23 protein-coding genes are annotated in these 20,950 nt (G+C 45.0%); 16 read left to right on the top strand and 7 right to left on the bottom strand.

Annotated features, from left to right (window positions below; genetic code table 11):
* The first annotated feature begins 277 nt into the window (after window positions 1-277).
* From cccA to NYE50_RS13985, 3 genes are all read left to right on the top strand, one after another.
* Window positions 278-640, top strand: coding sequence for a cytochrome c550 (gene cccA / locus NYE50_RS13995; protein WP_224988468.1), 363 nt, complete (start codon window positions 278-280; stop codon window positions 638-640).
* Between the two features lie 116 nt (window positions 641-756).
* Window positions 757-1,470 carry a tRNA (adenine(22)-N(1))-methyltransferase gene (locus NYE50_RS13990; protein ID WP_215522842.1) on the top strand — a complete coding sequence of 238 codons (714 nt, stop codon included), beginning with the start codon at window positions 757-759 and terminating at the stop codon, window positions 1,468-1,470.
* Window positions 1,463-2,584, top strand: coding sequence for a Nif3-like dinuclear metal center hexameric protein (locus NYE50_RS13985; RefSeq protein WP_029973408.1), 1,122 nt, complete (start codon window positions 1,463-1,465; stop codon window positions 2,582-2,584). Before NYE50_RS13990 ends, NYE50_RS13985 begins: the two co-directional genes overlap by 8 nt.
* 20 nt (window positions 2,585-2,604) lie before the next feature.
* Here the strand turns inward: NYE50_RS13985 and NYE50_RS13980 are convergent, their stop codons facing one another.
* Together NYE50_RS13980 and vrrA are read right to left on the bottom strand one after the other, a co-directional pair.
* On the bottom strand, window positions 2,605-3,549 hold the full coding sequence (locus NYE50_RS13980) for a 4-hydroxy-3-methylbut-2-enyl diphosphate reductase (protein WP_029973409.1): 945 nt from the start codon (window positions 3,547-3,549) through the stop codon (window positions 2,605-2,607).
* Between the two features lie 122 nt (window positions 3,550-3,671).
* Window positions 3,672-4,367: a VrrA/YqfQ family protein gene (gene vrrA, locus NYE50_RS13975; protein WP_029973410.1), complete on the bottom strand. Its 696-nt coding sequence runs from the start codon at window positions 4,365-4,367 to the stop codon at window positions 3,672-3,674.
* Window positions 4,368-4,532: 165 nt separating this feature from the next.
* On the opposite strand from vrrA, the gene NYE50_RS13970 reads away from it, so the two are divergent.
* Together NYE50_RS13970 and NYE50_RS13965 are read left to right on the top strand one after the other, a co-directional pair.
* On the top strand, window positions 4,533-5,849 hold the full coding sequence (locus NYE50_RS13970) for a DEAD/DEAH box helicase (protein ID WP_159354381.1): 1,317 nt from the start codon (window positions 4,533-4,535) through the stop codon (window positions 5,847-5,849).
* Window positions 5,850-5,859: 10 nt separating this feature from the next.
* Window positions 5,860-6,753 carry a deoxyribonuclease IV gene (locus NYE50_RS13965; RefSeq protein ID WP_014418398.1) on the top strand — a complete coding sequence of 298 codons (894 nt, stop codon included), beginning with the start codon at window positions 5,860-5,862 and terminating at the stop codon, window positions 6,751-6,753.
* A 32-nt stretch (window positions 6,754-6,785) separates the two neighbouring features.
* On the opposite strand, the gene NYE50_RS13960 is transcribed toward NYE50_RS13965, so the two are convergent.
* Window positions 6,786-7,040, bottom strand: coding sequence for a DUF2624 domain-containing protein (locus NYE50_RS13960; protein ID WP_014418397.1), 255 nt, complete (start codon window positions 7,038-7,040; stop codon window positions 6,786-6,788).
* 118 nt (window positions 7,041-7,158) lie between these two features.
* On the opposite strand from NYE50_RS13960, the gene NYE50_RS13955 reads away from it, so the two are divergent.
* Both NYE50_RS13955 and NYE50_RS13950 read left to right on the top strand, forming a co-directional pair.
* Window positions 7,159-8,040, top strand: a complete 882-nt coding sequence (locus tag NYE50_RS13955) for a YitT family protein (RefSeq protein WP_007408296.1) — start codon at window positions 7,159-7,161, stop codon at window positions 8,038-8,040.
* Between the two features lie 123 nt (window positions 8,041-8,163).
* Window positions 8,164-8,574, top strand: coding sequence for a Fur family transcriptional regulator (locus NYE50_RS13950; protein ID WP_003153018.1), 411 nt, complete (start codon window positions 8,164-8,166; stop codon window positions 8,572-8,574).
* Between the two features lie 29 nt (window positions 8,575-8,603).
* On the opposite strand, the gene NYE50_RS13945 is transcribed toward NYE50_RS13950, so the two are convergent.
* A complete protein-coding gene (locus NYE50_RS13945) occupies window positions 8,604-9,185 on the bottom strand; it encodes a 5' nucleotidase, NT5C type (RefSeq protein ID WP_060964742.1) in 582 nt (193 codons plus the stop codon).
* A 133-nt stretch (window positions 9,186-9,318) separates the two neighbouring features.
* On the opposite strand from NYE50_RS13945, the gene NYE50_RS13940 reads away from it, so the two are divergent.
* Complete coding sequence (locus NYE50_RS13940) at window positions 9,319-9,696, top strand: DUF308 domain-containing protein (protein ID WP_101605443.1); 378 nt, start codon at window positions 9,319-9,321, stop codon at window positions 9,694-9,696.
* 30 nt (window positions 9,697-9,726) lie between these two features.
* Here the strand turns inward: NYE50_RS13940 and ispG are convergent, their stop codons facing one another.
* The 3 genes from ispG to NYE50_RS13925 form a co-directional block, all read right to left on the bottom strand.
* Entirely contained in the window at window positions 9,727-10,845 is a 1,119-nt protein-coding gene (gene ispG, locus NYE50_RS13935; RefSeq protein ID WP_174994773.1) for a flavodoxin-dependent (E)-4-hydroxy-3-methylbut-2-enyl-diphosphate synthase, read from the bottom strand.
* Between the two features lie 132 nt (window positions 10,846-10,977).
* Window positions 10,978-11,280, bottom strand: coding sequence for a LysM peptidoglycan-binding domain-containing protein (locus NYE50_RS13930; RefSeq protein WP_025285006.1), 303 nt, complete (start codon window positions 11,278-11,280; stop codon window positions 10,978-10,980).
* 91 nt (window positions 11,281-11,371) lie between these two features.
* Window positions 11,372-12,133 (bottom strand): DUF1189 domain-containing protein, encoded by a 762-nt coding sequence (locus NYE50_RS13925; RefSeq protein WP_201448497.1) that lies wholly within the window; start codon window positions 12,131-12,133, stop codon window positions 11,372-11,374.
* Between the two features lie 160 nt (window positions 12,134-12,293).
* Here NYE50_RS13925 and NYE50_RS13920 point away from each other — a divergent pair, with 160 nt between their 5' ends.
* The 8 genes from NYE50_RS13920 (at window position 12,294) to pstB (ending at window position 20,949) form a co-directional block, all read left to right on the top strand.
* Window positions 12,294-12,776 (top strand): DUF456 domain-containing protein, encoded by a 483-nt coding sequence (locus NYE50_RS13920; protein WP_060964746.1) that lies wholly within the window; start codon window positions 12,294-12,296, stop codon window positions 12,774-12,776.
* 164 nt (window positions 12,777-12,940) lie between these two features.
* The gene (sodA, locus tag NYE50_RS13915) at window positions 12,941-13,546 is read left to right on the top strand and encodes a superoxide dismutase SodA (protein ID WP_060964747.1); all 606 of its coding nucleotides are present in this window, start codon (window positions 12,941-12,943) and stop codon (window positions 13,544-13,546) included.
* 119 nt (window positions 13,547-13,665) lie between these two features.
* Window positions 13,666-14,955 (top strand): MFS transporter, encoded by a 1,290-nt coding sequence (locus NYE50_RS13910; protein WP_159354380.1) that lies wholly within the window; start codon window positions 13,666-13,668, stop codon window positions 14,953-14,955.
* A 101-nt stretch (window positions 14,956-15,056) separates the two neighbouring features.
* Complete coding sequence (locus NYE50_RS13905; RefSeq protein ID WP_159354379.1) at window positions 15,057-17,204, top strand: peptidoglycan D,D-transpeptidase FtsI family protein; 2,148 nt, start codon at window positions 15,057-15,059, stop codon at window positions 17,202-17,204.
* Between the two features lie 155 nt (window positions 17,205-17,359).
* Window positions 17,360-18,262, top strand: coding sequence for a phosphate ABC transporter substrate-binding protein (locus NYE50_RS13900; RefSeq protein ID WP_007408304.1), 903 nt, complete (start codon window positions 17,360-17,362; stop codon window positions 18,260-18,262).
* 48 nt (window positions 18,263-18,310) lie between these two features.
* Window positions 18,311-19,240 carry a phosphate ABC transporter permease subunit PstC gene (gene pstC / locus NYE50_RS13895; protein WP_007612605.1) on the top strand — a complete coding sequence of 310 codons (930 nt, stop codon included), beginning with the start codon at window positions 18,311-18,313 and terminating at the stop codon, window positions 19,238-19,240.
* Window positions 19,240-20,124: a phosphate ABC transporter permease PstA gene (pstA, locus tag NYE50_RS13890; protein ID WP_007408306.1), complete on the top strand. Its 885-nt coding sequence runs from the start codon at window positions 19,240-19,242 to the stop codon at window positions 20,122-20,124. The genes pstC and pstA overlap by 1 nt, the downstream gene beginning before the upstream one ends.
* A gap of 18 nt (window positions 20,125-20,142) precedes the next feature.
* Window positions 20,143-20,949: a phosphate ABC transporter ATP-binding protein PstB gene (gene pstB / locus NYE50_RS13885; protein WP_014418390.1), complete on the top strand. Its 807-nt coding sequence runs from the start codon at window positions 20,143-20,145 to the stop codon at window positions 20,947-20,949.
* Window position 20,950 lies beyond the last annotated feature (1 nt).

Below are 20,950 nucleotides of genomic sequence, written 5' to 3'. Positions count from 1 at the left end.
ATAAGCATATGTTTTGCAAATGAGTTCGGAAAAAATGCGGCATGTCCTGAAAGGGGGAAAATGAGATAAGTTTATTTATATTCTTTATTGTAAGCGTATACAATTCATTATACAATAGAATAAAGATAATTTTGTGATAAACAAAACAGTTATTTTTGCTTTTTGTATAAATTGTGAAATCAATGAAATTGCTGAGCAAGACCATTTACTTTTTGTAAAAATAAGTTAGAATTAGAAGTGTTTACATAGGGGGAGAATGAAAAAGGGGGATGGAGATATGAAGTGGAATCCGCTGATTCCTTTTTTGCTCATTGCAGTGCTGGGAATAGGGCTGACTTTCTTTTTAGCTGTAAAAGGCAACGGAGATGCGCATCAGATCGCAAGCGGCGGTGAAAGCAAAAATGCCGAGAAGGAAACTGCAAACGCTTCACCTGAAGAGATTTATAAAGCGAACTGCATCACCTGTCACGGGGAAAACTATGAAGGTGTGTCAGGGCCGAACTTAAAAGGCGTCGGCAAAAGAAAAGATGTCGCTGAGATTAAAACAAAAATTGAAAAAGGCGGCAACGGGATGCCCGCGGGCCTTGTGCCGGCCGAAAAGCTGGATGACATGGCAAAATGGGTTTCTGAGATTAAATAAAGCTTTACCGGTCCCTATATAAAAGACATATGAAAAACTCTATCCGCCGCTTGGATTCCGGGCGGTTTTTTTATATGATAGTAAAGGAAAAAGAACCTGAGAAAAGTTGTGATATTGTGAATGAAATGAAGCTATCTAAAAGATTGCAGTCTGTGGCGGAATATATCCCTCCGGGTGCCCTGGTTGCTGATATCGGGTCGGACCACGCGTATCTTCCTTGCTATGCCGTTTTGAATCATTTGGCAAGCCGGGCAATCGCCGGTGAAATTACAGACGGGCCGTATCTATCCGCCAAACAGCAGGTGGAAAAACTGGACTTAAGCACTCTTATCTCCGTAAGGAAAGGTGACGGGCTGAGCGTCCTTGAAAAAGGAGAAGCCGGCGCCATTACAATCGCGGGCATGGGCGGAGCACTGATCGCTCATATTTTGGAGTCGGGAAAAACGAAATTGACGGGGCGTGAACGGCTGATTCTGCAGCCGAATATTCATGCCGTTCATATAAGAGAGTGGCTGTATCAGGAAGGCTATGAACTGCTTGATGAAGTGATTCTCGAAGAAGACGGAAAGTGTTATGAAATCCTCGTTGCGGAAACTGGCGACCGTGATACGCCTTATCGGGACGTGCCGATGGCTGCCGGAATGCTTGCGGGTCCGTTTTTATTAAAAGAGAGGAATGAAGTGTTTCTTCGGAAATGGAGCCAGGAACTTAAGCATACTGAACAAATTTATGAACAGATCAGCCGCAGCGCAAAGGATGAAAATCATGAAAAATTAGCTGAATTGAAAGAGCGGATCTCTCTGCTGAAGGAGGTAATCGGACATGCCTAAACATGTGAACGGACAGGAAATCATCCAGCTGTTTGAACAATTTTCACCGAAGGCTTTTGCGGTGGAAGGAGACAAAATCGGCCTGCAGATCGGTACATTGAATAAGCCGGTGAAAAATGTCATGGTGACACTGGATGTTCTGGAACAAACGGTAGATGAAGCCATTGAGAAAAAAGTTGACTTAATTATCGCCCACCATCCGCCGATTTTTCGGCCGCTTAAACAGATCACCACTGATCAGCCTGGCGGAAGACTGATTGAGAAATGTATAAAGCATGATATTGCCGTATATGCGGCTCATACGAATCTTGATGTAGCGGACGGCGGTGTTAATGACCTGCTTGCCGAAGCTCTCGGCCTGATAGACACAGAGGTGCTCGTCCCGACATACTCGGACCCGCTGAAAAAGCTTGCCGTATATGTTCCGAAAGACTATGAAGAAGCTGTAAGAACCGCACTCGGCAACGCCGGAGCGGGACATATCGGCAATTACAGCCATTGCGCGTTCTCCTCTGAGGGAATCGGCAGCTTTAAGCCGCTGGACGGGGCAGAACCGTTTATCGGACAGACGGGAGAACTGGAGCTCGTCCATGAAGTGAGACTTGAGACCGTTTTTCCGGCAAGTATGGAGAGAACCGTCGTAAAAGCGCTGAAAAAAAGCCATCCGTATGAAGAAGTGGCATATGATATTTATCCGGTGGAGCAGTCTCCGCTTGAAAAAGGGCTCGGCCGCATCGGAAAACTTCAGCAAGACATGACGCTTGAAGAGTTTGCGCTGTTTGTGAAAGAAAAGTTTGACGTTAACGGAGTACGGATGGTCGGAGAGCGAAACAGCAAGGTGAAAAAAGTCGCGGTTCTTGGCGGTGACGGAAATAAATATATTTATCAGGCAAAGCGGAAGGGTGCAGATGTTTACGTGACGGGCGATCTTTATTTCCATGTAGCGCATGATGCGATGATGATGGGATTAAACGTTGTGGACCCTGGGCATTATGCTGAAAAGATCATGAGAAAAGGCACGGCTGAGAAGCTTACGGCAATGGCCGGAGAGAAAAACTATGACGTGCGCATTTTCGCTTCCGAAACAGATACAAACCCATTTACCTTCTTATAAAAAAACTGAGGCCCCGGGCCTCAGTTTTTTATTTTTACTTTCGGAAGGATTTTTTTAAGCGGCACACTGTGTTCAAGCTGCCATGTCGATTCATCGTTGTGGTCAAACTGCTCTAAAAAGCGGATGACTTCCTTTGTAATCGGTGTCGGTGTTGATGCGCCTGCAGTAATGGCGACGGTATTGACGTCTTTCAGCCATTCGAGCTTCAGTTCACTGATGTCTCCGATTCGGTAGGCTTTTGTTCCGGCGATTTCTTCTGACACTTGCGCCAGTCTGTTGGAGTTATTGCTTTTCGGATCACCGACAACAATGGTTAAGTCCGCTTTTTTTGCCTGCTCTGATACAGCTTCTTGACGAACCTGTGTGGCCAGGCAGATTTCCTGATGGTATTCCACGTACGGGTACTTTTCTTTGACTGATTCCATAATATCGTGGACGTCCCACTGGGACATTGTCGTTTGGTTTGTAACGATTAATTTCTCAGCCTGAATATCGAGATTTCTCACGTCTTCCTCTGTTTCAACGAGATGAACGATTTCAGGAGCGACGCCGACGGCTCCTTCAGGCTCGGGGTGGCCTTTTTTGCCGATGTATATGACGTGATAGCCTTCAGCTTTTACTTTCCGGATTAAGTCATGTGTTTTCGTGACGTCCGGGCATGTGGCGTCAATCGTAACGAGCCCTTTTTCCTCAGCGACTTTTCTTACTTCCGGAGATACCCCGTGAGCCGTGAAAATAACGGTTCCTTTTTCCACCTGCTTTAAAATCTCCAGACGGTTTGTGCCGTCAAGCGTGTAAATGCCGTCTTCCTCAAACGCATCTGTGACATGCTTATTATGAACAATCATTCCGAGTATATATATAGGTCTTGGCAGTGTTTTATCGAGTGACGCGTTTTTAGCTATGACCATGGCATCAACAACGCCGTAACAGTAGCCGCGCGGCGATATTTTGATAACGTTCAATGTAGATGTCCTCCTATCAAAAGTGAGTGTAGAGGCAATATAAAAAGCCGTAGTTAAACGGCTCAAATCTTGCATTCTTCTGATCTCATTATAGCTAATCTTTCGTGAGATATCAAAGAATGTTAAATATATAATTTCGGCTTTGATCTGCCCGATGTTCTTTTTGGACGCGGCTGTTCCGCTGAGTCTGCCTGTGCGGCGTCTTTTTCTTTTGAAGCGGATGCTTTTTCAGACGTCTTCTTTGATGTTTTGGATGAGGCGTCTGATTTGTTTTCATCTTCTGTTTCATCTGTTTTTTCAGCTTCATCCTTTTTGTCCTGTTCGTCTGTTTTTTTCGTCTCGTCAGATTCATTCTCGTCATCACTGCTGCTTAATTGGCTGTAAAGCTTCATCATGGCGGGCAGACTCCGTACTAAAGGACCGTACTGCTGGATCATCGGCGTAACCTGCTGCGCCACGCCGAGCACCTTCTGAACGTTGCCGAGCATGCTCGACAGGGATGCCGGACTTGCCAGGTTCTGTATTCCCTGCAATCCTGCACCTGCTCCTCCGCTGGCCGCCGCCGGTGCCGACGCGGCAGCGCTTCCTCCTCCTGAACCGGGTAAAAAACGGGAAAGCATCCCTTTTAAGCCCCCTCCGCCGCCCGTGCCTGCGTTTCTCAGGCCCGCTCCGGCAATCTGCTGCTGAGGGAAAAGCTGCCGGCCCTGCTGCATCAGCTGCCGGCCCGGCAATGACGGTCTTCCTCCCATCATCATACGCGGATTCATAAACGGCCGGCCCTGCTGCGCCATATTTCTCATCGGCTGCTGTGGAAACATACTTGTACCTCCTTTCTGTCTCTCTGCTATTACAATATGCATCGGAGGGGGCATTTGCTTTTCTGTCTCGAAAACAGGATTCCCCCGAGACATGGTGTTTTTAAGTAAAATCGGTTATAATGTGATGATGGACACAGAATGTGCCGCTTTAAGGAGCTGGGAAAAATGAAAGAAACTAAATTTGATGGATACAACTTAAAACCGTTTATTATAGATGCAGTTCACCGCCTTGGTTTTTATGAACCGACAGATATTCAAAAGCGTCTGATACCTGCCGTACTGAAAAACGAAAGCGTGATCGGGCAGTCCCAGACGGGGACGGGGAAAACCCACGCCTATTTATTTCCAATTTTGAATCGGATTGATCCGGGTTCTGATACGGTACAGGCTGTTATCACGGCGCCGACGAGAGAGCTTGCCAATCAGATTCATCAGGAAGCGCTCAAAATCACACAGGGTGCGGAAGATGAGCCGATCCGGACAAAATGCTTCATCGGCGGGACGGACAAGCAAAAATCAATTGATAAGCTGAAAACACAGCCTCATCTCGTCGTCGGAACGCCGGGCCGGATCGCGGATCTGATTAAGGCGCAGGCATTGAACGTCTATAAAGCGCAGTCTCTCGTCATTGACGAAGCTGATCTGATGCTTGACATGGGCTTTTTAGAAGACGTTGATTACATCGGATCGCGTATGCCGGAAGAACTTCAGATGCTAGTGTTCTCAGCTACGATTCCGGAAAAGCTGAAGCCGTTTTTGAAAAAGTATATGGAAAATCCGAAGTACGCGCATGTTGAGCCGAAAAGAATCACAGCCGAAAAGATTGAACATGTTTTGGTTCCTTCTAAACAGCGTGATAAAGACAAACTGCTTTTTGATATGATGTCTCATCTGAACCCTTATCTGGGCATTGTGTTTGCAAATACGAAAAACACGGCTGACCATATTGCGAAATACCTGACTGAAAAGGGTATGAGGATCGGTCTTCTGCACGGGGGATTAACGCCGCGTGAGCGTAAGAAGGTAATGAAGCAGATTAATGATCTGGAATTCACTTATGTCATTGCGACAGACCTTGCGGCAAGAGGAATTGACATTAAAGGCGTAAGCCACGTCATCAACTATGAGCTTCCGGACGATCTGGATTTTTATGTTCACCGTGTCGGAAGAACCGCACGCGCCGGTTCATCAGGCCAAGCACTGACCATTTATGAGCTTTCTGACGAAGATGCGCTCGTAAGACTCGAAAAGATGGGTATTGTGTTTGACTATGCGGAGCTTGTAAACGGCGAATGGAAGAAAGGCGATGACCGCCACCGCCGCAAAAAACGCAAAAAATCGGAGAATGAGGCCGACCAAATGGCGAAGCGCCTCGTCAAAAAACCGAAAAAAGTGAAGCCGGGCTATAAAAAGAAAATGGGCTACGAAATGGAAAAGATAAAAAGAAAGCAGAGAAGAAACAAATCTAACAAAGGAAAGTAGGGGAATCGGGTTGCTGAAAATAGGTTCACACGTCTCAATGAGCGGAAAACATATGCTCCTTGCCGCAAGCAAGGAAGCTGTTTCGTACGGGGCGAATACATTTATGATCTATACGGGCGCTCCCCAAAACACGCGCCGCAAAAAAATTGAAGACTTGAATATTGAAGCGGGCCGCGCCCATATGAAGGAAAACGGCATCGACGAGATTGTCGTGCATGCGCCGTACATCATTAACATCGGAAATACGACAAATCCGGCAACGTTTGAGCTGGGCGTTGATTTTCTGCGTTCTGAAATTGAAAGAACGGCAGCGATCGGCGCGAAACAGATCGTGCTTCATCCAGGAGCGCATGTCGGAGCCGGGGCTGAGACGGGCATCAAAAAAATCATTGAAGGTTTAAACGAAGTGATTGTTCCCGGTCAAAACGTGCAGATTGCGCTGGAAACAATGGCGGGCAAAGGATCAGAATGCGGGAGAAGCTTTGAAGAGCTGGCCGAGATCATTGCGGGAGTCACGCATAATGAACATCTATCCGTCTGCTTTGACACTTGCCACACCCATGACGCCGGGTATGATGTCGCTAATGATTTTGACGGTGTTCTTAACGAGTTTGATAAAATCGTCGGCATCGATCGAATAAAAGTCCTTCATGTTAACGACAGTAAAAATATCAAAGGCGCCCGGAAAGACCGCCATGAAAATATCGGGTTCGGAGAGATCGGTTTTGACGCTCTGCAGTACATCGTTCATCACGAGCAGCTTGCCGATATTCCGAAAATCCTCGAAACACCGTATGTAGGCGAAGACAAGAAAAATAAGAAGCCGCCGTACCGTTTTGAAATCGAAATGCTGAAAGAAAAGCAGTTTGATAAGGAGCTTCTTGAAAAAATATCAGCTCAATAAGAAAGAAAGGAGGGGCGGGTGTCCCTCCTTTCTTACCCTGAGAATTGATTGAAAAGTTCGTCAACTTTCCGCGCCGTTTCTTTTGAGGTTATCGTTTCCACTTTTTTCAGCAGGCGCAGCCGCTCCTGATCATCAAAAATATTGATGTTTTTTCCGTGCATCAGAGCCGCTACCTCAGCCGCTTGACTCCTCGTAATGCTGATTCCGTATTGCTTGGAATACTTCAGCAGATCGTCCGCAGTGACTTGATTGAGCCGCTGCAAAATAATTCTTTGTATTAAAATCATCGATACTTTCACCTCTTTAGACATAATGTATTGAGCAGATCATTAAAATGTTACAGCTTTTAATGGTAAAATAAAGTTGCTTACTGTTTAAAATAGTTATTATAGGAAAGGAGATTTTATGACCCCAAATAAACAGCATAAAAGAGAATCATTTTTACACTTTATCTTCAGGGTCATTATGATTCTGATCGGGGCGGGTTCAGCCGCCGTAAGTATTGAATTGTTTCTGGTCCCTAATAATTTTATCGACGGAGGCATTATCGGTGTTTCATTAATTTTAGACCACCTCTTTATGTCCAATCCCCTCCTCAATTTTGCCTTATTCGTTGTGTTACTCAACATTCCATTTATGATTTTCGGATATAAATATATCGGAAAAACATTTCTCATCTCTACTGTTATCGGAATCGTCGGTTTAGCGCTGATTGAATCCTCATTGCACCATGTGGAGGCCATTACGACCCAGCCTATTTTGGCGACGGTATTCGGGGGGCTTTTGCTCGGTTTCGGGGTAGGCCTTGTCATCCGAAACGGAGGCTCGATGGACGGTACTGAAATCCTCGGTATCCTTCTCACGAAAAAGCTGCCCTTTTCAGTCGGGGAATTCGTTATGCTCATCAATGTGTTTATTTTCATTTGGGCCGGTTTTGTGTTCGGTCCGGAGCAGGCAATGTATTCTTTCATGACCTATTATATTGCCATGAAAACGATTGACGCCGTCATCCAGGGGCTTGATGAAACAAAAGCGGTCATTATTGTTGCAGAGCAATATGCTGAGATCTCAGATGCTATATTGCACCGGCTTGGACGGGGAACCACCAAGCTTCAGGGAAAAGGCGGATATACGGATGAAACCAAAGAAGTCATTTACGCGGTCGTGACAAGGCTTGAAGTGACTAAATTGAAATCCATTGTGTTTGAAATTGATAAAAACGCCTTTATTACGATCATGAATACCCATGAAACGAGGGGCGGTAAGTTCAAAACCGCGATTCACTAGGCTTTCATTTACTTTTCATCATTTTATAGGTATAATTTGATACATCATAAGAAAATGGCCTGCTGTTCAGACAGCTGCCATTTTCTTTTTGGAGCGATACCGTGTTGTAAAGGGGAGGTCCTCATGAACGTACAAGAAGCGTTGAACCTGCTGAAAGAAAAAGGGTATAAATATACGAGTAAGCGAGAAGACATGCTGCAGCTTTTTGCTGATTCTGATAAATATCTGACCGCCAAAAACGTGCTTGCCGCATTAAATGACGACTATCCGGGTCTGAGCTTTGATACCATATACAGAAATCTTTCGTTATATGAAGAACTCGGCATTTTGGAAACGACGGAGCTTTCCGGAGAAAAACTGTTCCGTTTTACATGCTCTTATACCCATCATCATCACCATTTTATCTGTTTAACCTGCGGGAAAACGAAGGAAATTGAGTCCTGTCCGATGGATAAGCTGCACGATGATTTGGAAGGGTATGAAATCAGCGGCCATAAGTTTGAAATTTACGGCACCTGTCCGGCGTGCCGATAAAAAACCTCCTGTATAAGCAGGAGGTTTTTTCAGCTTCTGACATGCTGAAGACTGTGTTTGTTTTTATTGATCCAGGCGACGGCTTCAAGCCAATTCTGCACCCTGATAATATTGGAATCGGTGGGGAGCTGGTTATAAGGGGAATCAAAAAGGATAACCGGAATGCCCGCTTCTTTTGCGATCATTGTCGCGTTGCCGTGGTGATCTTCGAAAAACAGGTCAATGCCGTGTTTTTTGACGGCCTCCACTTTGTGATGACTCCCGACAAGCTCAATGTGATCGTAATGAACGTCCCGGTTTGCAAACCAGTCCAGCGTGACATCTTCTAAGTGGCTGCGTCTTGCCGTAATGTAGATGAGGCGATGCTCTTCTTTCAGTCCGTCCAGCGCCTGCTTCGCAAATTCCGCGAGCTTTGCTTCTTTATATATGGCTGCTTCATGAACATTCATCCATTCCCAAAACTCCTCAGCTGTAATGTTCAAAAGCTTGGTCAGATCATAATCAGTCATATCATCCAAGGTAATGGAAAGATGAAATGAGCGGTTTAAATAAGGGACAAATGTATCCTGTGCCGTAACCGTGCCGTCAATATCTATACCTAACCGTAACATGTCCACACTCCTATATTTTCATCCCTTCAAGTGTAACATAAACAATTGACAATACCAGCAAAGTTTAGCAAACATGATTCCGTAAAAAACGCGGAAACTAAAAAAGCTCCTTTCATAAAAGAAAAAGGGGGAATTGAAGGTGGCATACGATTACGAAAATCGAAAAGACAACGACTACTATGTGGATCATGGATCGGAAGGAACGGATATCACGCGTGATGTTTATTCAGAAGAGACAGCGGCCGAAATTTCAGAGCCTTATCGTGCTTCTGACCGAGCAGCAGACCGCGATGATAACCGGGACGGAGTAAGCGAAGGCCGGGGTATAGGGTATGCAGCATTGGCTATTTCTATCATCTCCCTGTTCGTGCTCCCAGTTTTATTAGGGGCATGCGGCATTATCGTCGGCTATATCGCCAGAAGAAGAGGAGCGGGCGCTCTAGGCGGCTGGGCGATGGGAATCGGTATTGTTTCCCTTGTGCTGGGCATCTTCATTACACCGTTTTTCTAACACGCAAAAAAAAGCTTGGCGGATTATCCGTCAAGCTTTTTGTGTGTCTTGTTCTGCTTTTGCTTTTTCTGCTTCAAGCTTTGCGTAGTGTTCTTCTGCCAGTTTGTCGATTTCTTTTTTCAGCTCTTCGACCATTGTTTCTTCAGGGACTTTGCGGACGATTTGGCCTTTGCGGAAAAGAAGTCCTTCGCCGCGGGCGCCGGCAATACCGATATCGGCTTCTCTTGCTTCGCCCGGTCCGTTAACGGCGCACCCGAGAACGGCTACTTTAATCGGCGCTTTGACTTTAGAAATGTATTCTTCGACTTCATTTGCTATGCTGATAAGATCAATTTCGATCCGTCCGCATGTCGGGCATGAAATAAGCGTAGCCGCGTTTGAAGCGAGACCGAATGATTTCAGCAGTTCTCTGGCTACTTTTACTTCTTCAACCGGGTCGGCGCTCAGAGAGATCCGGAGCGTGTTTCCGATTCCTTTGCTTAAAATCGCTCCGAGTCCGGCCGCGCTTTTTACCGTTCCGGCAAACAGCGTGCCCGATTCTGTAATTCCGAGGTGGAGCGGATAATCAAATGCTTTTGACGCTTTTTCGTATGCTTCTATGGCGAGATTGACGTCAGACGCTTTCATGCTGACGATGATGTCATGAAAGTCAAGGTCTTCCAGGATTTTGATATGATGAAGCGCACTCTCAACCATTCCGTCAGCAGTCGGATAGCCGTATTTTTCTAAAATGCGTTTTTCCAAAGAACCCGCGTTTACACCGATCCGGATCGGAATACCTTTTTCTTTCGCCGCTTTTACGACGGCTTCCACTTTTTCGCGCCGGCCGATGTTACCCGGGTTGATTCTGATTTTGTCGGCGCCGCCCTCAATTGCTTTTAATGCAAGCTTGTAGTCAAAATGAATATCGACAACGAGAGGGATGGAAATTTGTTTTTTGATGTCGGCAATCGCGTTAGCGGCGCGTTCGTCCGGACATGCCACCCGGACAATTTGGCAGCCGGCTTCGGCTAAACGGTTGATTTCCGCAACTGTTGCTTCTACGTCGTGTGTCTTGGTCGTCGTCATACTCTGAATAACGACTTCGTTATTTCCGCCTATTGTTAAAGGTCCCACTTTGACGGGACGCGTTTTTGTACGATGTGTGATTTCACTCACTTGTCAATCGCTCCTTAATTGTAGTTACCGCTTTTGCAGGCTGAGCCTTTTACATGTCAGGCAACTTCTATTTACATGTTATATTGTAACAGTGTATTTGCCGAACTGACAAGAAATTAACGTTTAATTGCGGTAGACGGGGAATTTATAAGCGGTGCCTGCTCGAATGGCGTTTGCTTTTACATTCGGATTCAGCGCTTCAAAATCTTGTGCAATATCATCAGGCGCTTTATGTGCGCCGACTATCGACATCACCGTATCGCCTTTTTTGACCGTAACCGTTCTGTATGAAGCTTCCTGTTTTGCTGGCTGTGCCGCCGCTGCGTATGCTGGAAGGTCTTGAGAAGGGATCGTGCCGATTTTAAGATCGTAAAAGATAATGAATATCACAAATAAACTGCCGAATACAAAAGTAAGCCGCTTCATTCCAACCGCCTCCCGCATACATTTTTACTTCATTGTATGCTTGTCCCATTTTGTTCATGACAAAAAAGAAGACCGCCGGGGGCAGTCTTTGTTACACAGCTGTTTTTCTTGGCGGTATCTCTTTTAAGACGAGGAAAAGGATGATAAAGTTTACAAACCAATTCACTAAAAATTCACTCGGCACCGTAATAACAAGCGCACGCATAATCGTAAAGAATATGGTGGAGAGCGTAATGGAATAAGCCGAAAGCTTCCAGAGCTGCTGATAATTCAATGTCTTTCTTTGCGCATTTTTTATAATCAGGCCGATGACGGCGAGAAATGAGACTTCAATGAATTTGCCGGCCGCCGTCATAATGAACAGCAAAACGGAAAGGACGGCGACGATCATCGTTTTATTTTGGTTTAAAGCTGATATGATTTCACTTTTAGTGATATCAGCAGGCATTAATGAATAATTCATTTCTGTCGCCTGTCCGTCTACTGCAAGCACCATTTTATTCTTCAAAATGCCGATCGCGTTTTGTTTCGCCGCTATTTGTTTAGCGCCGTACGCATCAGTGGGATCAAACACGATAACAAACCCGTTCGCTTCCGTTTCCTTAGAGGCGGAAGCTTTCGTCTGCAATTCACCGTTTGAAATTTTGAAATCAGGGAAATCTTTTTCTAACACGGTTTTGAAACCGTTCATTGAGTTTACGGTGCCGGAGCAAAGGTAATAAGCGCTCGGCAGCGTAAAAAGGACAGACAGCAAAAATACATAAAGGATCGCTTTTCCTATCCCCTGAAACCGTGTTTTTGCAATATCTGCCGGAGAGTATGTACTTTTCGATAAAGCCGTAAATATGTTCAATATCTTCACTTCCTAGCCTAAACTGGTATATGTTGCTTATTGTATCGTTCACAGGAGATGAACACAAGTGAGAGTATTTAAAGCGGCGGTAAGGAATCATACATATTAAGAAAAAGCGGAAGCGGTAATGCTCCGTAAAACAAAGGAGGTTGTTTAAGTTATGAGTGTTTTGTATTGGCTGATTATTATTGCGGTCTTCGTCATTGCTTTCATCGGTCTTGTGTATCCGGTGATCCCAAGCGTTATATTTATCGTGGCCGGTTTTCTCCTCTACGGATTTCTGTTTTCCTTCAGTCCTTATTCTTACCTCTTCTGGCTCATTGAGGCGGTATTTGCGGCCGTTTTATTCGCAGCTGACTATGTGTCAAACTTACTTGGCATCAAAAGGTACGGAGGAAGCAGGGCGGCGATCTGGGGAAGCACGATCGGATTATTGATCGGGCCCTTTGTTATTCCCGTGGCAGGCATTATATTAGGTCCGTTTATCGGTGCTGTCTGCGCTGAGGTATTTGTTCATCAAAAGGATATCAAGTCTGCGGCAAAAGTGGGACTGGGCTCGTTAATCGGCTTTTTAACAAGCGTCGCGGCCAAAGGAGTCATTCAGCTCTTTATGATTGGATACTTCTTATGGACGGTGCTTTAGAAGGTTTAATTTCGGCCGTGAACGGATAAAGTGTAATATGTCTGCTGGAATCGCCGGATTGTGAGCTTTTTCATTGATTACCTTGCTTTCTTTTGTTACATTGAGATTAGAAAAGTTCGCTAAAAGCGGCATTTCAGTACATATATTTAAAGGAGGAAAAAATTATGGCTTACAAACTTCCAGAATTGCCTTACGCTTATGATGCTTTAGAACCGCATATCGATAAGGAAACGATGACGATTCACCACACGAAGCACCATAACACATACGTTACAAACCTGAACAAAGCGATCGAAGGATCAGCTCTTGCAGAGAAATCTGTAGAAGAGCTTGTCGCTGATTTAAACGCAGTGCCGGAGGATATCCGCACAGCTGTCCGCAACAATGGCGGCGGACATGCAAACCACTCTTTATTCTGGACTCTTTTATCTCCAAACGGCGGAGGCGAACCGACTGGTGAGCTTGCTGAAGAGATCAAAAGCACGTTCGGAAGCTTCGATCAATTTAAAGAAAAATTCGCTGCAGCGGCTGCCGGCCGTTTCGGTTCCGGCTGGGCTTGGCTTGTTGTAAACAACGGCAAACTTGAAATTACAAGCACGCCAAACCAAGATTCACCGCTTTCAGAGGGTAAAACGCCTGTCCTCGGTCTTGATGTTTGGGAGCATGCTTACTACCTGAACTACCAAAACCGCCGTCCTGATTACATTTCAGCTTTCTGGAATGTTGTAAATTGGGATGAAGTTGCCCGCCTTTACAGCGAAGCAAAATAAATAGTTCTGATCAAACAAGGTCTCCCGAGGGAGGCCTTGTTTTTTTATTGACTTTGATTCCTTTTTACATATCTCAGTTTGAGTGAGACAGACTAATGTGTAGTAAAGGGGAGTCAATGATGAGCAAAATAAAAAAAATTATCGGCGACATCGAAGTAAATAAAGGTCTGCTGCTGTTATTGACGATTGGCGGCCTTTACTCATTAGGCATCGCGCTGTCAAATACTTTTGTCAATGTGTACTTATGGAAACAGTCAGGAAAATTCATTGATTTGGCCATATACAATTTATCGGTCGTGACGATGCAGCCGATTACCTTTCTTCTGGCGGGTCGGCTGGCTAAAAAAATTGACAGGGTGTTTATTCTCAGGTTCGGTGTTATCTTTTTGGCGGCTTTTTATTTAAGTGTGCTCCTTGCCGGGGAAAATGCGGCTTCCCGCCTCATTTTGATCGGTGCCGTGCTCGGAGTGGGATACGGTTTTTACTGGCTGGCTTTTAACGTGCTGACTTTCGAAATTACGGAACCTGAAACGAGAGATTTTTTCAACGGCTTTTTAGGCATTTTATCTTCGTCGGCAGGGATGATCGGCCCGATTGTGGCCGGGTTTGTCATCTCAAGACTTCAAAACAATACGGGTTATACAGTCATTTTCAGCCTGTCGCTCGGCTTATTTGCCCTTGCCGTGGTCATGAGCTTTTTTCTCAAGCGGAGAGAGTCGAAAGGCCGGTTTATGCTGAAAAAAGTTTATGATGAGCGTCACACGAATCTGAATTGGCGCCGGATTACAAACGCGCACTTTTTTCAAGGATTGAGAGAAGGGATTTTTGTTTTTTTAATCAGCGTATTTGTGTTCATTGCGACAAACAGTGAGCTGGCGCTCGGGACATTCGGTCTCGTCAATTCCGCTGTTTCTTTTTTTGCTTACTATTTTGCATCAAGGCTCATCAAAAAAAGATCGCGTAAAAAGGCGATTCTTATCGGCGGATTGATCTTGTACGGCGCCCTGTTTCTCATTATTTTTCATATGAGCTTTACGACGCTTCTTATATACGGAGTGTTTATTGCGATCGGCTATCCTGTTCTGCTCGTGCCGTATGTCTCGCTTACATATGATGTAATAGGCCGGGCGCGGCTTGCAAGAAAGGCCAGAATTGAGTACATCGTGCTCAGGGAATTGTTTTTAAATGCAGGCCGGATCGTTTCCATCCTGTGCTTCCTTTTGATCGTTACATTGCTGAAGGAAAAAGTGGGAATACCGGCGGCGCTCGTGCTGCTCGGAGCTGGTCATCCGCTGATTTATTACTTTATTAAAGACGTTAAACTGGATACGGAAACTTCTGATGAAACAGTGGAAGAGGACCGACAAAAACAGGCGGGTGAACCGAATTTTATAAAAGGAGAAAGATAAAAGGGTTATCTGTAGAAAATTATCGAAAAAACCTTTAGAATGAAAAATGGCACCTGAACAAAAGGTGTCATTTCTTTCTGTAAATAAGAAAAGGTGATGTCATGAGGAGAAATAAAAAGAAAATAGCAGTAAGCAAAGAAAAGAAAAAATCATTGCCGATCCGGCTTAATTTTTTGTTTTTGGCCGCGTTTCTTATTTTCACGTGGATTATCGTCGAGCTTGGCATCAAGCAGATCGTTCAGGGTGATGACTATAAAAACGCCGCCAATAAGCAAGAAGAGTCTGATGTCAGCACGGCTGTTCCGAGAGGGAAAATATACGACCGGAACCTTAATCCCATCGTAACGAATAAAGCATTAAATGCGATTACATATACACGTTCAGCCTCAACCACCCAGGCACAGCGTTTAAAAATCGCAAAAAAACTGTCGGGTATGATTAAAGTAAGCACCAAAAAGGTGACTGAACGGGATAAAAAAGACTATTGGATGTTAACGAGGCCTGATGAAGCGAAAAAACTGATTACGGCCAAAGAAAAGCAAAAAGATGAAGACAAAAAATTGTCTGATGATGATTTATACCAGCTCCAGCTGAAACGCATTACGGACAAACAGCTGAATGAACTCACTTCAAAAGATATGCAGATCCTTGCGATCAAAAGGCAGATGGATTCAGGCTACTCACTGACGCCTCAATACATCAAAAATGAAGGGGTTTCAGCAAAAGAAATGGCCGTCGTCAGCGAACATTTAGATGAGCTGCCGGGGGTTGACGTGACGTCTGACTGGGAACGGTCTTATCCAAATAAAGGGTTGTTAAAATCAGTTCTCGGCAGTGTCTCGAGCTCCAACGAAGGACTCCCTTCAAATCTTCTTGAGCATTATTTGTCACTTGGCTACAGCAGGAATGACAGAGTAGGAAAAAGTTATTTAGAGTATCAATATGAAAATCTGCTGCAGGGCCAAAAAGAGAAAGTGAGAAATGTGACAGATTCCTCTGGAAACGTAACAGATACAGAAACGGTTTCAAAAGGTAAAGCCGGGGATGATTTAGTGCTCACTATAGATACCGAATTGCAAAAAGACGTTGAAAAAATTATTGAGAAAAATTTAAGGGCTGCAAAGGCAAGACCGAGTACACAGTTGCTTGACAGAGCATTTGTCGTAATGATGGATCCACGTAATGGAGAAGTGCTTACAATGGCGGGTAAACAGATTAAACAAGTAGACGGCAAATATAAAATTGATGATTATGCACTAGGAACAATGACTTCCTCTTATAACATGGGCTCAGCTGTAAAAGGGGCAACATTGTTAACAGGTTATCAAACAGGTGCTATAAAAATCGGAAATATATTTACGGATGAAGTTTTAAATATTAAAGACTCTCCTCCTAAAAAATCGGTAAGTGTAATGGGGCCGATAAATGATTTAACTGCACTTGAGCGTTCATCTAACGTTTATATGTTCAAAACTGCGATTGCAATTGGTAAGGGTAAATATATATCAGGACATCCACTTCCGCTTGATTACAGCGCATTTGATAAATTTCGTTATTACTTCAGTGAATTCGGTTTAGGGGTAAAAACAGGAATTGATCTGCCTAACGAAGCTACAGGATATGTGGGAACTAAAAGACAGTCAGGTTTCTTGCTTGATTTTGCGATCGGCCAATATGACACATACACTCCGCTTCAAATGGCTCAGTATGTATCGACCATTGCTAATGGCGGCTATCGTATGAAGCCCCAAGTCGTGAAAGAAGTAAGAAAACCTTCAAAAAAAGGTATCGGAGCCGTCGTTGAATCTGTTAATCCGGAAGTGATGAACCGTCTTGATATGACGGAAAGTGAAATTGAACGTGTTCAACAAGGCTTTAAACTTGTTATGAATGGAGCTCAAGGGACTGCGAGAGCAAATTTTGCTAATAAAAGTTATCACCCTGCCGGTAAAACTGGAACAGCACAAGCTTTCTATGATGGACCTATAAAATCAAGAACTGGTGCTTCTACTTATAACACAACTTTGGTGGCTTATGCTCCCGCAGATCATCCTGAAGTTGCTATTTCAGTAGTGGTTCCATGGGCTTATGAAAATTATAATGACAGGTATTCAATAACTAATGACATTGGGGAAGCAGCTCTGGACAAATACTTTGAGCTGAAAAAGAAACAAGAAGATAATAATACGAAGCAGAAAAACGAAGATAAAATTCAGGAAGACGCTGAAAACGGCAATACAAACAACTAATAGAAAAACGCTCACAATCTGTGAGCGTTTTTTTTATACAAAAAAACATCCGGATTTACAAAACCTTAACACTTGATTTATACGCATTTTACAAGAACCCTTTACTCTAGACCTGTAGGACAAATTACACATTAAATGCAGGGGGAATTCAGGAAATGAAAAAAAACAAATGGATGCTTATGCTTCTGATGGCTGCTGTTATGATTGTTGCTGCAGCATGCGGAAATGCAAAGGAAAGCGGCAAGACAGACAGTCAATCTGCAAGTGAGGATAAAAAAGCATCAGGTTCTTTAACCATTTCTGGTTCATCAGCCATGCAGCCGTTAGTACTGGCAGCGGCGGAAAAGTTTATGGAAAAGCATCCGGATGCTGATGTGCAGGTGCAAGCGGGAGGTTCAGGAACAGGTCTTTCGCAAGTGTCTGAAGGGGCAGTGCAAATCGGCAACTCAGATGTCTTTGCTGAAGAAAAAGAAGGCATTGATGCAAAAGCCCTAAAAGACCACCGAGTAGCGGTAGTGGCGATGGCGGCTGCGGTCAACCCCGGTGCGGGCGTAAAGGATATAACCAAAAAACAGCTGACAGACGTCTTTACAGGAAAAATTAAAAACTGGAAAGAGCTTGGCGGTAAAGATCAAAAAATTACACTCGTGAACCGTCCTGATTCATCAGGAACACGCGCTACGTTCGTCAAATACGCGCTTGACGGAGCAGATCCTGCTGAGGGCATTACAGAGGATTCCTCCAATACAGTCAAAAAAATCATTGCGGAAACGCCGGGAGCAATCGGTTATCTGGCATTCTCTTATATAAACGATGACAAAGTAACGCCTTTATCGATCGGAGGCATCAAACCGGAAGAGAAAAACGTCGTCACAGGCGAGTATCCGATTTGGGCTTACGAGCACTCTTATACGAAAGGTGAAGCGTCAGGCCTTACAAAAACGTTTCTTGACTATATGAACAGCGATGAAGTACAGAAAAGTATCGTAAAAGATCAAGGCTACATTCCGATCTCTGATATGAAAGTCACACGTGACGCAAACGGCAAGCAAAGCTGAGGGGAGGGCGGGCTCCCCGCCTCTTCTTCTTTATAGGAGTGTAAACAAATGATAAATCACAGAGAAAAAGAGTCTGTAAGCGAACGCTTAATAAGCTCAAAACAAAACAGGCAATTGGATGAAGTCCGCGGAAGGGTGATTGTGTCTGTGTGTGCCGCGATTATCATTGCGGCATCAGCGGCGATCACAATTTTTCTCGGCATAAAGGGGCTGCAATCTTTTTTTGTAAATGGTGTAAGCCCGATTGAGTTCTTAACAAGTCTGAATTGGAATCCAACCCAGGCAAAACCTGAGTTCGGCGCGCTGCCTTTTATTTTCGGATCATTTGCGGTCACCGTTCTGTCTGCTCTGATCGCAGCGCCCCTCGGTATTGCGGGTGCCGTGTTTATGACGGAAATTGCGCCGACTTGGGGAAAAAAGGTGCTGCAGCCGGTAATTGAGCTGCTTGTCGGCATTCCGTCCGTCGTTTATGGATTCATAGGTCTTACAGTATTGGTTCCGTTTATCGGCTCTTTTAAATCAAGCGGAACGGGTCACAGCCTTCTGGCGGGGACGATCGTACTCTCGGTAATGATTCTGCCGACTGTTACATCGATTTCCGCTGATGCGCTTGCGTCACTTCCGAAACACCTTCGCGACGGTTCATATGCGCTTGGTGCGACGAGGTGGCAGACAATCAGAAAGGTGCTTATCCCGGCGGCGTTTCCGACATTGCTGACCGCTGTCGTGCTCGGGATGGCAAGAGCGTTCGGAGAAGCACTCGCCGTACAGATGGTTATCGGAAATACAAAGCTTCTGCCGGAAAGCCTGCTTGATACGGCGGGAACATTAACGACGATTATTACGTTAAACATGGGCCATACCACATACGGCAGTATTGAAAATAATACGTTATGGTCTATGGGGCTCGTTCTTCTCATCATGTCGTTTCTGTTTATATTGCTCATACGCTACTTGTCATCTAGGAGGAAAGTGTAATGAACCGGAAAATAACGGATAAATTGGCCACCGGTGTATTCGGGTTATGCGCCGCTGTAATCGCGGCGATTTTGGCAGGATTGTTTTTGTACATTCTTATTCACGGCGTCTCTGAAATCTCCTTGCATTTTCTTACGTCAAAATCGAGCGCCATTGCGTCAGGCGGCGGAATACGGGATCAGCTTTTTAACTCCTTTTACATTCTGTTTATCACCATGCTGATCACGATACCGCTTGGTGTGGGGGGCGGCGTTTTTATGGCTGAATATGCGCCCCAAAATAAAATCACTGATTTTATCAGAACGTGTATTGAGGTGCTGTCTTCGCTTCCGTCCATTGTCATCGGGATGTTCGGCATGCTGATGTTTGTCAACCTGACCGGATGGGGCTACACGATTATCGGAGGCGCGCTCGCATTAACCGTCTTTAACCTTCCCGTTATGGTCCGGGTGACAGAAGGCGCGCTCACTGCAGTTCCTAAGGAGCTGAAAGAAGCTTCTCTCGCTTTAGGTGTATCGAGATGGCATACCGTCAAAACGGTGCTGATTCCGAGTGCGATTCCTTCGATTTTAACCGGAGCCATTCTCGCATCAGGAAGAGTATTCGGAGAAGCGGCCGCATTGTTATTTACAGCGGGACTGACAACGCCGCGGCTGAATTTTACGGATTTGAACCCGTTTTCTGAATCATCTCCTTTCAACATTTTCAGGCCGGCTGAGACGCTGGCGGTTCATATATGGAGTGTCAATACGCAGGGAATCATCCCTGACGCCGAAGCGATTGCAAACGGCGGCTCGGCGGTGCTGGTGATTTCGGTGCTCTTGTTTAACCTTTGTGCAAGATGGCTCGGATCTGTCATTTATAAAAAGCTTACGGCAAACTAATCGGAAAGAGGCGAAAACATGATTGATCACATCATCAGGGAACATGCGGAACAGACAAAGCGTTCGCCGGAGTCTTCAATTTTGGAAGTGAAGCATTTATCAATTTATTACGGTGACAAACAAGCGGTTAAAGATGTAAACATGGATATTGAAAAACATGCGGTGACGGCTCTGATCGGTCCGTCCGGCTGCGGGAAATCAACATTTTTGAGACAGATTAACAGAATGAACGATGCCATTCCTTCGGCAAGAAGCGAGGGAGAGATCCTTTATGAAGGGCTGAATATTTTGGGAGAAGCGATTAATGTCGTGTCTCTCAGACGGGAGATCGGTATGGTGTTTCAAAAACCGAATCCGTTCCCGAAATCCATTTACAATAACATCACACATGCGCTGAAGTATGCGGGGGAACGCAGGAAAGCCGTTTTGGATGATGCGGTCGAGGAAAGCTTAACGAAGGCTGCGCTTTGGGATGAAGTCAAAGACCGGCTTCATTCATCGGCTCTTTCGTTATCAGGCGGCCAGCAGCAGCGCCTTTGCATCGCCCGTACGCTTGCGATGAAACCTGCCGTGCTTCTTTTAGATGAACCGGCTTCAGCTCTGGACCCTATTTCAAATGCCAGAATCGAGACGCTTTTGACAGAACTGAAAAAAGATTATTCGATTATTATCGTTACGCATAACATGCAGCAGGCGCTGAGGGTGTCTGACCGAACGGCTTTCTTTTTAAACGGGGAAGTGGTGGAATACGGGCAGACAGAACAAATTTTTACGAGTCCTAAAGCGCAAAAGACAGATGACTACATTAACGGAAAGTTCGGATAGG

Source organism: Bacillus sp. EU55 (genome assembly GCF_038005925.1).
GTDB classification, from domain to species: domain Bacteria; phylum Bacillota; class Bacilli; order Bacillales; family Bacillaceae; genus Bacillus; species Bacillus velezensis.
This window is presented reverse-complemented; position numbering and strand designations above follow the sequence as displayed.

Coding starts and splice junctions, on each gene's coding strand:
- cccA (WP_224988468.1), top strand. CDS start 278: ATGAAGTGGAATCCGCTGATTCCTTTTTTGCTCATTGCAGTGCTGGGA.
- NYE50_RS13985 (WP_029973408.1), top strand. CDS start 1,463: ATGCCTAAACATGTGAACGGACAGGAAATCATCCAGCTGTTTGAACAA.
- vrrA (WP_029973410.1), bottom strand. CDS start 4,367: ATGTTTCCACAGCAGCCGATGAGAAATATGGCGCAGCAGGGCCGGCCG.
- NYE50_RS13970 (WP_159354381.1), top strand. CDS start 4,533: ATGAAAGAAACTAAATTTGATGGATACAACTTAAAACCGTTTATTATA.
- NYE50_RS13960 (WP_014418397.1), bottom strand. CDS start 7,040: ATGATTTTAATACAAAGAATTATTTTGCAGCGGCTCAATCAAGTCACT.
- NYE50_RS13955 (WP_007408296.1), top strand. CDS start 7,159: ATGACCCCAAATAAACAGCATAAAAGAGAATCATTTTTACACTTTATC.
- NYE50_RS13950 (WP_003153018.1), top strand. CDS start 8,164: ATGAACGTACAAGAAGCGTTGAACCTGCTGAAAGAAAAAGGGTATAAA.
- NYE50_RS13945 (WP_060964742.1), bottom strand. CDS start 9,185: ATGTTACGGTTAGGTATAGATATTGACGGCACGGTTACGGCACAGGAT.
- NYE50_RS13930 (WP_025285006.1), bottom strand. CDS start 11,280: ATGAAGCGGCTTACTTTTGTATTCGGCAGTTTATTTGTGATATTCATT.
- NYE50_RS13920 (WP_060964746.1), top strand. CDS start 12,294: ATGAGTGTTTTGTATTGGCTGATTATTATTGCGGTCTTCGTCATTGCT.
- sodA (WP_060964747.1), top strand. CDS start 12,941: ATGGCTTACAAACTTCCAGAATTGCCTTACGCTTATGATGCTTTAGAA.
- NYE50_RS13910 (WP_159354380.1), top strand. CDS start 13,666: ATGAGCAAAATAAAAAAAATTATCGGCGACATCGAAGTAAATAAAGGT.
- NYE50_RS13905 (WP_159354379.1), top strand. CDS start 15,057: ATGAGGAGAAATAAAAAGAAAATAGCAGTAAGCAAAGAAAAGAAAAAA.
- NYE50_RS13900 (WP_007408304.1), top strand. CDS start 17,360: ATGAAAAAAAACAAATGGATGCTTATGCTTCTGATGGCTGCTGTTATG.
- pstC (WP_007612605.1), top strand. CDS start 18,311: ATGATAAATCACAGAGAAAAAGAGTCTGTAAGCGAACGCTTAATAAGC.
- pstA (WP_007408306.1), top strand. CDS start 19,240: ATGAACCGGAAAATAACGGATAAATTGGCCACCGGTGTATTCGGGTTA.
- pstB (WP_014418390.1), top strand. CDS start 20,143: ATGATTGATCACATCATCAGGGAACATGCGGAACAGACAAAGCGTTCG.